This is a genomic window from Alistipes shahii WAL 8301 (genome assembly GCF_025145845.1).
In the GTDB taxonomy this organism is placed as follows: Bacteria; Bacteroidota; Bacteroidia; order Bacteroidales; family Rikenellaceae; genus Alistipes; species Alistipes shahii.
On record NZ_CP102253.1, the window covers coordinates 2265356 to 2277794 of the forward strand.

General features: G+C 59.9%; 10 protein-coding genes and 1 tRNA gene. 5 read left to right on the plus strand and 6 right to left on the minus strand.

Annotated features, from left to right (window positions below; genetic code table 11):
* Positions 1-41 precede the first annotated feature (41 nt).
* Together NQ492_RS09630 and nadB are read right to left on the minus strand one after the other, a co-directional pair.
* Complete coding sequence (locus tag NQ492_RS09630) at positions 42-1625, minus strand: peptide chain release factor 3 (protein ID WP_015547371.1); 1584 nt, start codon at positions 1623-1625, stop codon at positions 42-44.
* 172 nt (positions 1626-1797) lie between these two features.
* Positions 1798-3357, minus strand: a complete 1560-nt coding sequence (gene nadB / locus NQ492_RS09635; RefSeq protein ID WP_015547372.1) for an L-aspartate oxidase — start codon at positions 3355-3357, stop codon at positions 1798-1800.
* Positions 3358-3438: 81 nt separating this feature from the next.
* Here nadB and NQ492_RS09640 point away from each other — a divergent pair, with 81 nt between their 5' ends.
* Positions 3439-4650, plus strand: a complete 1212-nt coding sequence (locus tag NQ492_RS09640) for an S-adenosylmethionine:tRNA ribosyltransferase-isomerase (RefSeq protein WP_015547373.1) — start codon at positions 3439-3441, stop codon at positions 4648-4650.
* A 67-nt stretch (positions 4651-4717) separates the two neighbouring features.
* On the opposite strand, the gene NQ492_RS09645 is transcribed toward NQ492_RS09640, so the two are convergent.
* From NQ492_RS09645 to NQ492_RS09655, 3 genes are all read right to left on the minus strand, one after another.
* The gene (locus tag NQ492_RS09645; RefSeq protein WP_015547374.1) at positions 4718-5320 is read right to left on the minus strand and encodes an outer membrane beta-barrel protein; all 603 of its coding nucleotides are present in this window, start codon (positions 5318-5320) and stop codon (positions 4718-4720) included.
* A 136-nt stretch (positions 5321-5456) separates the two neighbouring features.
* Positions 5457-6107, minus strand: a complete 651-nt coding sequence (locus NQ492_RS09650) for a porin family protein (protein WP_015547375.1) — start codon at positions 6105-6107, stop codon at positions 5457-5459.
* A 14-nt stretch (positions 6108-6121) separates the two neighbouring features.
* Entirely contained in the window at positions 6122-7306 is a 1185-nt protein-coding gene (locus NQ492_RS09655; protein WP_015547376.1) for a hypothetical protein, read from the minus strand.
* A gap of 201 nt (positions 7307-7507) precedes the next feature.
* Between NQ492_RS09655 and eno the strand changes: the two genes are divergently transcribed.
* The gene (eno, locus tag NQ492_RS09660) at positions 7508-8809 is read left to right on the plus strand and encodes a phosphopyruvate hydratase (protein WP_015547377.1); all 1302 of its coding nucleotides are present in this window, start codon (positions 7508-7510) and stop codon (positions 8807-8809) included.
* 183 nt (positions 8810-8992) lie between these two features.
* Here the strand turns inward: eno and NQ492_RS09665 are convergent.
* A tRNA-His gene (locus tag NQ492_RS09665) sits at positions 8993-9068 on the minus strand.
* A 232-nt stretch (positions 9069-9300) separates the two neighbouring features.
* Here NQ492_RS09665 and NQ492_RS09670 point away from each other — a divergent pair.
* From NQ492_RS09670 to NQ492_RS09680, 3 genes are all read left to right on the plus strand, one after another.
* On the plus strand, positions 9301-9570 hold the full coding sequence (locus NQ492_RS09670; protein ID WP_022062262.1) for a co-chaperone GroES: 270 nt from the start codon (positions 9301-9303) through the stop codon (positions 9568-9570).
* A gap of 15 nt (positions 9571-9585) precedes the next feature.
* Positions 9586-11217, plus strand: a complete 1632-nt coding sequence (gene groL, locus NQ492_RS09675; protein ID WP_015547378.1) for a chaperonin GroEL — start codon at positions 9586-9588, stop codon at positions 11215-11217.
* A gap of 271 nt (positions 11218-11488) precedes the next feature.
* A complete protein-coding gene (locus tag NQ492_RS09680) occupies positions 11489-12403 on the plus strand; it encodes a DMT family transporter (protein WP_015547379.1) in 915 nt (304 codons plus the stop codon).
* Positions 12404-12439: the final 36 nt, after the last annotated feature.

Below are 12439 nucleotides of genomic sequence, written 5' to 3' on the forward strand. Positions count from 1 at the left end.
GGAGTCGATACTCCGGCGGTTTTTTAGTGTCAGGCGGCGTCCTAAAACTCCGAGGTGAAGTGGAAGCGGATATCCTTGAAGTTCTCCTGCGCGAGAGCCAGCCCGTAGCTGGTGTCGGCGAGGAAAACGTCGCGGCCGTGCTTGTCCACGGCCATGTTGGTGTGCTTGCGGCGCTTGAAGTCGGCCAGTTGCGCGGCGTTGTCGCTGTCGATCCAGCAGGCCTTGTAGATCGAGATCGGCTCCCAGCGGCACGCGGCGTTGTACTCGTGCTCCAGACGGTACTGGATGACCTCGAACTGGAGCGCGCCCACCGTGCCGATGATCTTGCGGCCGTTGAGCGAGCTTGTGAACAGCTGCGCCACGCCCTCGTCCATCAGCTGGTCGATGCCTTTGGCCAGTTGCTTGAATTTCAGCGGGTCGGCGTTCTCGATGTAGCGGAACTGCTCGGGGGCGAACGACGGAATTCCGGTGAAGCGGAGCTTCTCGCCTTCGGTGAAGGTGTCGCCGATCTTGAAGTTCCCCGTGTCGTGCAGACCCACGATGTCGCCCGGATAGGCGAAGTCGATCACCGACTTTTTCTCGGCCATGAAGGCCGTCGGGGAGGAGAATTTCAGCTGCTTGCCGCTGCGTACGTGGAGGTAGTTCCTATTCCGTTCGAACGTGCCGGAACAGATCTTCAGGAACGCGATGCGGTCGCGGTGGTTGGGGTCCATGTTGGCGTGGATCTTGAAGACGAAGCCGGTCATTTTCGGCTCCGCAGGCTCCACCTGCCGGGTTTCGGTCGGCGCCGGGCGCGGCGAGGGGGCGATGCGCACGAAGCATTCGAGCAGTTCGCGCACGCCGAAATTGTTCACCGCCGAGCCGAAGAACACCGGGGCCAGTTCGCCCCGCAGGTAGGCGTCGCGGTCGAACTGGTCGTAGACGCCCTCGACCAGTTCCACGTCGGAACGCAGCTGGGCGGCGAACTTCTCGCCGATGTAGCCTTCGAGTTCCTGCGAGGCGAGGTCCGAGATTTCGGCCGTCGAGGCGTCGGCCGTGAGCTTTTCGTCCGACGTGAAGAGCGAGAGGTTCTTCTCGTAAAGGTTGTAGACGCCCTTGAACGTGGGTCCGTTCGAGATCGGGAAGGCCAGCGGCCGCACGCGGATATGCAGTTCCTTCTCCACCTCGTCCAGCAGGTCGAACGGCTCTTTCGACGGGCGGTCGAGCTTGTTGATGAAGACGATCACGGGGGTTTGGCGCATGCGGCAGACCTCCATCAGCTTGCGGGTCTGGGCCTCGACGCCCTTGGCGCCGTCGATGACGATGATCACCGAGTCGACGGCCGTCAGCGTGCGGTAGGTGTCCTCGGCGAAATCCTCGTGGCCCGGGGTGTCGAGGATGTTGATCTTGCAGCCCCGGTATTCGAATCCCATCACGGCCGTGGCCACCGAGATGCCTCGCTGGCGTTCGATCTCCATGAAGTCGGACGTGGCGCCCTTCTTGATCTTGTTGCTCTTGACGGCTCCGGCCACATGGATGGCGCCGCCGAACAGCAGCAGTTTTTCCGTAAGGGTGGTTTTGCCCGCGTCGGGGTGGGCGATGACGGCGAAGGTCCGCCGCCGGGTTATCTCTTCCTGTTGTGTCATGACTTGCGCAATTAAAAATTAAGAATTAAAAATGAAAAATAGCCTCCTTGGCGATTGTGAAAGAGACGGTTTTTTGACATGCGTTATCGAAAAACCTGTGCTTTGGACGGTTTGCCTGCGAATCCCATTTTTAAATTTTTCATTTTTAATTCTTAATTCTTAATTATGCGGATTATCCCTCCTTTGGATAATCCGCATTGTAATGGCAGCCCACCGACTCCTTGATCTCGCGGCCCTGCTTGATGACCAGGTAGGCGATGGCGATCATGTTCCGCAGCTCGCACAGTTCGCGGTTGGGCTTGGTCTTGTTGTAAAGTTCCTCGGTCTCCTGCCAGAGAATTTCCAGCCGGTGCATGGCGCGCTTGAGCGAGAGGTTCGACCGCACGATGCCCACGTAGTTGGACATGATCGTCTGCATCTCGCGCTTCGACTGGATGATCATCAGCATCTCCTCGGTGTGCTGCGTGCCTTCGAAATCCCAGTCGGGAATGCCCTCCTGAAAATCGACTTTCTCCAGCAGCGACGCCGTGTGGCGCGCGGCCTGGTCGGCGTAGACCACCGCTTCGATCAGCGAGTTCGAGGCCAGACGGTTGGCGCCGTGCAGCCCCGTGCACGAGGTCTCGCCCAGCGCGTAGAGCCGTTTCACGGAGGTTTCGCCGTTGGTGTCGACCTTCACGCCGCCGCAGCAGTAGTGCGCCGCAGGGGTCACGGGAATCCAGTCTTTGGTGATGTCGATGCCGATCGAGCGGCATTTTTCATAGATGTTCGGGAAATGGCTCTTCACGGCCTCGGGGTCCTTGTGCGTCACGTCGAGGTAGACGAAGTCGGAACCCCGTTTGGTCATCTCGCGGTAGATGGCGCGGGCCACCACGTCGCGCGGCGCGAGGGATTTCATCGGGTGGTATTTGTCCATGAACTCCTTGCCGTCGGGCAGCCGCAGGATGGCCCCGAAGCCGCGCATGGCTTCGGTGATCAGGAAGTTGGGCTTCTCGCCGGGGTTGTAGAGCGTCGTGGGGTGGAACTGGATGAACTCCATGTTCTCGGTCATCGCCTTGGCGCGGTGGCACATGGCGATGCCGTCGCCCGTGGCGACCACGGGGTTCGAGGTCGTGGAGTAGACGTTGCCGCAGCCGCCCGTGGCCACGACGGTGAATTTCGAAAGCATGGTCTCGATCTCGTTGGTGTCGAGATTCAGGACGTAGGCCCCGAACGAGGCCAGTCCGCGCGTGTGGCGCGTGACGAATTCGCCCAGATGGTGCTGCGTCAGCAGGTCGATGGCGAAGTGGCGTTCGAGAACCGTGATGTTCGGATGCTCCCTCACCGACTGCACGAGCGCCCGTTCGATCTCGGCTCCCGTGAGGTCCTCGTGGTGGAGGATGCGGTGCTCCGAGTGTCCGCCTTCGCGGTTGAGCTCGAAACGCCCGTCGGGGGTCTTGTCGAAACGCGTGCCCCAGGCTATGAGGTCGGCGATCAGTTCCGGGGCCCGCCGCACGACCAGTTCCACGGCCTTCTCGTCGCATTTGCCTGCGCCGCAGACCAGCGTGTCGCGGATGTGTTTCTCGAATGTGTCGGGAGCGTACGTTACCGAGCAGATGCCGCCTTGTGCATAATTGGTGTTGCACTCTTCGATCGCGCCCTTGGTGACGATCGTAACGTGTCCGTGGGCTGCGGCTTTCAGCGCGAACGAAAGGCCCGCGGCGCCGGAACCGATAACCAGAAAGTCGGTTTTCATGGGTTTTTCCTTTTTCTATTGCCTTGCAGCGCCGCAAAGTTACAAAAAATAGTAACTTTGCCACATAATTTCGGGCAAAATATGGAACGACATATCGACATCAGCCGCTTCGATTACGACCTTCCGGACGAGCGGATCGCCAAATTCCCGCTCGCCGAGCGCAGCGCCTCGAAGCTGCTCGTCTGGCGCGGCGGAGAAATCGCGGAAAAGCGTTTCGCCGACATCGGCGACGTGCTGCCGGCCGGGGAGCTGCTGGTTTTCAACAACACGAAGGTGATCCGGGCGCGGATCGTCATGCACAAGCCCTCCGGGGCGCGCATCGAGGTCTTCTGTCTCGAGCCGCACGACCCGGCCGACTACGAGCGGGCGTTCGCCGTCACGGGCGGCTGCACATGGTCGTGCATCGTGGGCAACCGCAAGAAGTGGAAAGAGGGGTACGTGGAGATCAATTTCGAACGCGGGGGCTGCGCCGAGCACCTTCGTGCATGGATCGTCGAGGACCACGGCCGCGAGTGCGTCGTGCGTTTCGAGTGGACGGCCCCGATGACCTTCGGGCAGCTGCTCGAATACCTCGGGCGGATTCCGATTCCGCCCTACCTGAACCGCGAGAGCGAGGAGATCGACAACACGCGCTACCAGACGGTCTATTCGAAGTTCGAAGGTTCGGTGGCCGCACCGACCGCCGGGCTGCATTTCACGCCCGAGCTGATCGGGGAGATGAAGGCGCGCGGATTCGCCTTCGAGGAGGTGACGCTCCATGTCGGGGCGGGCACGTTCCTGCCCGTCAAGGACGAGGACGCCGCGCGGCATCCGATGCACACCGAGCATTTCGAGGTGCGCCGTGCGACGGTGGTCCGCCTGCTGGAGAAGTGGGGGCATATCACCGCCGTGGGAACCACCTCGGTGCGTACTCTGGAATCGCTTGCGGCCCTTGCGTGGCGCATCCGCACGGCCGGGACGCCCGATGCCGGGCGGGTCGTGGGGCAGTGGGAGCTGTACGACATTCCCGCGGAGTTTTCGGGCCGCGAGGCGTTGCAGGAGTTGTCGGGGTATATGGAGCGCGAGGGGCTGGACCGGCTGAAAGCCTCGACGCAGATTATGATCACGCCGCTGGACTACGAGTTCCGCATCGTGCACAATATCGTCACCAATTTCCACCAGCCCAAATCGACGCTGCTGCTGCTGGTTTCGGCCTTTGTGGGCGACGGGTGGCGGCGGATTTACGACTACGCCCTCGGCCACGGCTTCCGCTTTTTGAGCTACGGCGATTCGTCGGTGCTGCTGCGGGAATGACCGTTTATGCGGAACGGAAAAGGGACGCCCGACGAGGACGTCCCTTTTTTATTGGCGCAGGGGCGGATTAGAAATTGTATCCGACGCTGATCGTGAAGCAGTTGTTGCGCATCGTGCCCTCGCCGTCGCTCTCCTTGACCAGATTCAGGCAGCCGATGTCGTAGCCCAGTCCGAAGTAAATGCGTTTCCAGACGACGCCGGCGCCCAGACGCACGCCCAGATCGGAACGTTTCAACCCGCCTTCGTCTCCGAAGATGTCGCCCTTCTCGTCGCCGACCTTCACTTTGCCGCCGATGCCGAGCCCGTAGTAAAGACCTGCGAAGGGTTGGATCGTAACGATGTCCTTGATGTTGAAGTGGTAGTTCACCAGCACGGGGATTTGCAGGTAGGAGGGGCGGAAGCTCACGCCGTCGACCTTGCCGCCGCGGCTCGAGAAGGCAAGCCCGGTTTCGAGGTAGAAGGGCAGTTTGTTGCAAAGCAGGATCTGATCGGTCACGGCGACGTGGAACGAGGCCCGCGAGTCGGTGCTGATGGACGCACCTCCGGCCGAAATCGAGTAGCTCGACAGGTTCAGTCCGGCGCGGACGCCCAGGATGTTCTTTTCGTAGTTTTGCGCCGAAACGGCATTTGCCAGCAGGATGGCGGCCACGATAAGCAATACTTTTTTCATAATGAATGGGTTTGGGTTTGTATACGTGGCAAATATAGGATAATTTTTTCGAAAAATCCCCCCCCCGAATTTTTTTACAGACAATGAAAAAGAATATCCGTAAATGCTTTTGTTTTAGCCGGATAGCTGTCGGATGTCAGAAATTGTACCCGATGTTTACGGTCAGGCAGTTGTTGCGTATTTCGGCGCTTTCGGGCTGGAGTGCGTAGCCGAAGAATTCGCCGCCCCGGAACAGGTCGCGGCAGCCGATGTCGTAGCTTATGCCCAGGTAGATGCGTCTGATGACGAACCCGGCGCCCGCGCGCACGCCGAAATCCATGCGGGAGAGGAAGCCCGGGGCGCTGAACATATCCTCGTTGCCGTATTCGGTCTTCATCGCGCCCCGGATGCCCACGCCGCCGTATATGCCCGCGAAGGGCTGGATCGTGAGGAGATCCCGGATGTGGAAATGGTAGTTGACGAGCAGGGGGGCCTGCATGTAGAACGGACGCATGGTCATGTTGTAGATGTCGCCGTAGATTTCAGCGGCGGCCCTGCCGCCGCGGCTCGAAAAGCCGATGCCCGTTTCGAGGTAGAGGGGCAGGCTGCGGTGGAGCAGGATCTGGTCCGTCACGGCGAAGTGGAATCCCGCGCGCGAACCGGTGTTTATCCGCACGTCTTCGATCGAGATGGCGCAGGTCGACACGTTGACGCCGGCGCGGACGCCCAGGATGTTCTTCTCATACCGCTGCGCCCGGACGGCTCCCGCCGACAGCAGGACGAGCAGGATGAATGCGTATCTTTTCATGGAGGTCGATGAAATTATGCTTCGGGTGTGCAGCTTTTCAGGGCCAGTTTCTTGACCCAGACGACGAAGCCGCCCGTGAGGATCAGGTTCAGCACCAGCGTCAGCACCGAGATGATCAGCGCCGGGCCGCCGAGGCTGTATCCCAGGGCGATGAAGATGACGCCTGCGCCCACCTCGCCGCGGGTGAACATGCCGATCGAGAGTGCGAGCCGCTCGCTCAGTTTCCGGTCGCGGTAGAAGAAGACCGGGACCAGCTTCCCGATGTTCGAGAGCGCCGAAACGGCCACGACGTGCAGGATCAGCACGCCCCACGGCATCATCGGCTGCGACGCCGTGATGGAGGTGGCGGCCGCGGCCGCGTCTGCCGCCGAAGCGCCCGTCACGAGCGGCATGCTCATGCCGACAAGCAGCATGAACAGGAACGAGATGCCCGTTGCGGCGCGGCGTTCGGTCGGGGTGTCGATCTCCCTGTGCTTCATCAGCATGCCGATCACGAAGGCCGGAAGCAGCACCTCGATGTGTATGCTGTTTTCAGGTCCGTACCACCGCGCGGTGACGATGTAGAGCGCCTGCGTCAGGGCGCAGACCACCGCCGAAAGCCCCAGGATGCGTTTCCAGTCCTGCCGGACGTTCCACCGCGCCTGCCACCGCCAGCCTGCGATAAGCAGTACGACGACCACGCCCACGATGGCGAACATCTGCCATTTGAGGCCGATCATCAGGATTTGCAGCGGGATCATCAGCAGGATGGTGTCCAGGTCGTCGAAGATAGCCAGCACCTGGATCTTACGGTATATCCAACTGTTTTTCAGGCTTAACGCGGCGAGCATCGTGAAGAGGATACCGGCCGAGGTCGGGGCCGCGAAACGGCTCAGCAGCAGATTCTCCTTCCACGCCGCGGAGTCGGTCCAGAGGTCGGAGGGCAGCAGTACGAAAATATAGTAGAGGACGATCAGCAGCCACGGCAGCGCTGCGGTGGCCATGGCGATGAAGTAATCGGCGGTGTAGGAGCGCCAGCGCGACTTGTCGATTTCGAACTCCCGTCCGACGTTGATCATAATGAATCCCAGGCAGATGTAGAGCAGGGTGTCGGCAGTCGCCTTGAAACCCGGATAGGCCGTGCCGAGTGCGCCGGGAAGCAGCTGCGAGGCGACGAGGCCCAGCATCAGAAAGAGCGAGAACGAAAGAACTTTTCGCATTGATTGAAAGTCGTTTACAGGTTATGCGTCTGTGCCGCGGCACAAAGATACGATATTTACAGAAAAATCCGCGGAAACGAATGCTGTTGTCGTGAAAAAAATAACAATAATGAAACTGCAATTCACAATTATTTTGTACCTTTGCCGTGCCGATTCAGGGAATTAGCATTCAAACACCATAAAATTCAAATTATTACAACTATGCAGATTGTAGAGATTCACGCAAGGGAAATCCTCGACTCGCGAGGCAATCCGACCATCGAGGTCGAAGTTCGTACCGTATCGGGCGCATTCGGCCGCGCTGCCGTTCCGAGCGGAGCGTCGACGGGCGAGAACGAGGCCCTTGAGCTTCGTGACGGCGACAAGAGCCGTTACCTGGGCAAAGGCGTCCTGAACGCCGTGAAGAACGTTAACGAAGTGATCGCTCCGGCCGTCATCGGCATGAACGTAGCCGACCAGGTGGGCATCGACAAGGCCATGATCGCCCTCGACGGAACCCCCACCAAGTCGAAGCTCGGCGCAAACGCCATCCTCGGCGTGTCGCTGGCCGTTGCCCGCGCTGCCGCCGACTATTTCGGCATGCCGCTCTATCGCTATATCGGCGGCGCGAACGCCAAGACGCTGCCCGTTCCGATGATGAACATCATCAACGGCGGTTCGCACTCGGACGCTCCGATCGCATTCCAGGAGTTTATGATCCGTCCCGTGGGCGCTCCTTCGTTCAAGGAGGGCATCCGCATGGGCGCCGAGGTGTTCCACAACCTGAAGAAGGTGCTCCACAACCGTAACCTCTCGACGGCCGTAGGCGACGAGGGTGGTTTCGCTCCCGCGCTCAACGGCACGGAGGATGCCATCGAGTCGATCATCGAGGCCATCAAGATGGCCGGCTACAAGCCCGGCCGCAAGTGCGAGGGCGGCGACGTGTCGATCGGCATGGACTGCGCTTCGTCGGAGTTCTACAAGGACGGCGTTTACGACTACACCAAGTTCGAGGGCGAGAAGGGCGCCAAGCGTACGTCGAAGGAGCAGGTGGAGTACCTGAAGGGACTCGTCGCCAAATACCCCATCGACTCGATCGAGGACGGCATGTCGGAGAACGACTGGGAAGGCTGGCAGATGCTGACCGCCGAGATCGGCGACAAGTGCCAGCTCGTGGGCGACGACCTGTTCGTCACCAACGTGGACTTCCTGAAGAAGGGTATCGAAATGGGCTGCGCCAACTCGATCCTGATCAAGGTAAACCAGATCGGTACGCTGACCGAGACGCTCGACGCCATCGAGATGGCTCACCGCGCCGGCTATACGTCGGTGACGTCGCACCGTTCGGGCGAGACCGAGGATTCGACCATTGCCGACATCGCCGTGGCTACGAACTCGGGTCAGATCAAGACCGGTTCGGCTTCGCGTTCGGACCGTATGGCCAAGTACAACCAGCTGCTCCGCATCGAGGAGGAACTCGGCGACGAGGCTATCTACGGCTACACGAAGATCTACCGCAAGTAATTTGCTGCCGGAATATAAAGAGAACCGGATGCCGCGAGGCGTCCGGTTTTTTTATGATGCAGCCCCGGGAACCGGAGCGCGGAGGCGATGTCGCCCGACGGATTCGTATCGCATGTTCCGTGTCGGCCAATTGAACTGTCTGCACATGCCAACGAAAAAAGGTCTTCGCAAGAAGACCTTTTCGGGTGGAAGAAGGGGCTCGAACCCTCGACCTTCGGAACCACAATCCGACGCTCTAACCGACTGAGCTACATCCACCGTGTGATACGTGTTCGTCGTATCGGGATGCAAATGTAATACGATTTTTCGGTCCGTGCAAAAAAAACGGCTGAAAAATCGTCCGGAAATGGCGGAAATGACAAAATGGCAGTCGCCTCTGCTCGTTTGTCACGCAAAATCTGCCAAAAAACGGTTGGCACATCTATTGATGGGATAGAGGTTGCGAAAGCGAATGAAACATATTATATCAAACAAATTTAAAACACAAAGCTATGAACGTAAAACCATTATCGGACCGCGTGCTGATTCTCCCGAATCCCGCGGAGGAGAAGACGGCCGGCGGATTGATCATCCCCGACACGGCCAAGGAGAAACCGCTGGCAGGCAAAGTCGTTGCAGTAGGCCCCGGAACCTCGGAGGTCAAGATGGAGGTCAAGGAGGGCGACCAGGTGCTCTACGGCAAGTATGCCGGTCAGGAAATCCAGGTCGACGGCGTGGACTACCTCATTATGAAACAGAACGATATTTTGGCAATCATCTAAATTCGATAAACAGTCATGGCAAAGGATATTAAATATAACGTAGAGGCGCGCGAACTGCTCAAGGAGGGTGTCGACGCGCTGTCGAACGCCGTTAAGGTAACGCTCGGTCCCAAAGGCCGCAACGTGATCATCGACAAGAAATTCGGCGCTCCGCAGATCACCAAGGACGGTGTGACGGTGGCCAAGGAGGTGGAACTGGAGGACGCTTTCGCCAACATGGGCGCCCAGATGGTCCGCGAGGTCGCTTCGAAGACCAACGACGATGCGGGCGACGGTACGACCACCGCAACCGTGCTGGCGCAGTCGATCATCGGCGTCGGCCTGAAGAACGTGACGGCCGGAGCCAACCCGATGGACCTGAAACGCGGTATCGACAAGGCCGTTGCGACGGTCGTGGAGTCGCTGCGGAAGCAGAGCCAGGAGGTCGGCTCGGATTTCGCCAAGATCGAGCAGGTGGCCACCATTTCGGCCAACAACGACGAGACGATCGGTAAGCTGATCGCCGAGGCGATGGCCAAGGTCAACAACGAGGGTGTCATCACCGTCGAGGAGGCCAAGGGAACCGAGACCCATGTCGAGGTGGTCGAGGGCATGCAGTTCGACCGCGGTTACATTTCGGCTTACTTCATCACCGACACGGAAAAGATGGAGGCGCAGCTCGAAAAGCCCTATATCCTGATCACGGACAAGAAGGTTTCGACGATGAAGGAGCTGATGGGCGTGCTGGAGCCGGTGGCCCAGAACGGCCGTGCGCTGCTGATCATCGCCGAGGATGTCGACGGCGAGGCCCTTTCGGCGCTGGTTGTCAACAAACTCCGCGGCACGCTGAAGATCGCCGCCTGCAAGGCTCCGGGCTTCGGTGACCGCCGCAAGGAGATGCTCGAAGACATCGCCGTCCTGACGGGTGCGACCGTGATCTCGGCCGACAAGGGCATGAAGATCGAGGATACGACGCTGGAGATGCTGGGTTCGGCCGACAAGGTGACGCTCAACAAGGAGAACACCACCATCGTCGACGGCGCCGGCAAGAAGGAGGAGATCGCAGCCCGTGTGGCCCAGATCCGCTCGTCGATCGACAAGGCTACGTCGGACTATGACAAGGAGAAGTTGCAGGAGCGTCTGGCCAAGCTGGCCGGCGGTGTCGCCGTGCTCTACGTCGGAGCCGCCACGGAGGTCGAGATGAAGGAGAAGAAGGACCGTGTCGACGACGCGCTGGCCGCAACGCGCGCAGCCGTCGAGGAAGGTATCGTTCCGGGCGGCGGCGTGGCTTACATCCGTGCCACGGCGGCTCTCGAAGGCCTGAAGGGCCAGAACGAGGACCAGACGACGGGTATCCAGATCGTGAAACGCGCCATCGAGGAGCCGCTCCGTCAGATCGTCGAGAACGCCGGCGGTGAAGGCTCGGTGGTCGTCAACAAGGTGAAGGAGGGCAAGGACGCCTTCGGTTACAACGCCCGCGACGACAAGTACGAGGACCTGCTGAAAGCCGGTATCATCGACCCGACGAAGGTGTCGCGCGTAGCGCTGGAGAACGCCGCGTCGATCGCCTCGATGTTCCTCACCACGGAGTGCGTGCTGGCCGAGAAGAAGTCCGACGCTCCCGCCATGCCGGCGATGCCCGCAGGCGGTATGGGCGGCATGATGTAACGGATTCCCATTTATAAGCGGATATTTCCGCACATCTCTCGAACGGGGCGAATGGAATGTACCTCAAGTACTATCCGTTCGTCCCGTTCTTCACGATGGCCGGACGGATCCGGCTTAAAATCAGAATCCGCCCGGACCGGGACGCGGTATCCGGCATCTGCGCCGTTCCGGCGAATGCACGGCCTGCTCCCGGACCGGCCCGTCCATTTGCCCGGACCGGTTTCGTTTTGCCGGCCGTTTTTCGTACCTTTGCGGCGGAAAGATGCACGTTATGAAAAAAGGAATACTCTACGCCGTGCTGGCCTCGGTATTGTGGGCGATTGTCAATCCGTTCATCAAGCAGGGGTTGAGCTACGATTTCTCGCCGATGAATTTCGCGGGCCTGCGCTTCACCGTTGTCGGAATCATTCTCTTCGCCTACACCTGGCATCGCGGCATGTGGCGCGAGATCATGCAGCACCGGCGGCTTTTCGGCAACCTGATCCTGATCAATATGTTCATGGGCTATACGGCCTTTTATTTCGGTGTCGATTTCGTCAGCGGGGCCATCAGCTCGATCGTCATGGGCCTCACGCCGCTGATCAACGTGCTGCTGGCGCACCTCGTGGCCAGCAACGACCGCCTGAACCGTTACAAGGTCGTGAGTCTTGCGGTGAGCCTCGCGGGACTGCTGCTGATCGTCGGCACGGGCAGCGACGGTTCGCCGCTCGACTGGCGCGGCATCGGGGGTATCGTCCTGCTGCTGGCCTGCATCCTGTTCCAGGGCTATTCCGCGATTTCGGTTTCGGAGGACAAGGGCAAGGTCGACCCGATTTTCCTGAATGCCGTGCAGATGTTTTTCGGCGGCCTGCTGATTTACGGCGTGGGCATCGCGGCGGAGGGTTTCCACCCCTTCTGGGCCAAGCCCGTCGGGTTTTATGCGAGTCTCGGCGTGCTGGTCTTCATCTCGGTCTTCGCCTTCAGTTTCTGGTTCATGGCCCTGCGCACCGAGGGCACGAAGGTCAGCGACATCAATATGTGCCGTTTGATCAATCCTGTCCTGGGGGCCGTGCTGAGCTGGATCATGCTGCCCGGCGAATACCCCGATTTCAGCACCGTGGCGGGCATGGCGGTCATCGTCAGTTCGCTGGTCATCTACTTCCGGGGCGAGACGATCGTGCAACGGTGGCGGCTGCGCCGGCATTGACGCAAAACGGACCGTCCCCCGAAAGGAACGGTCCGT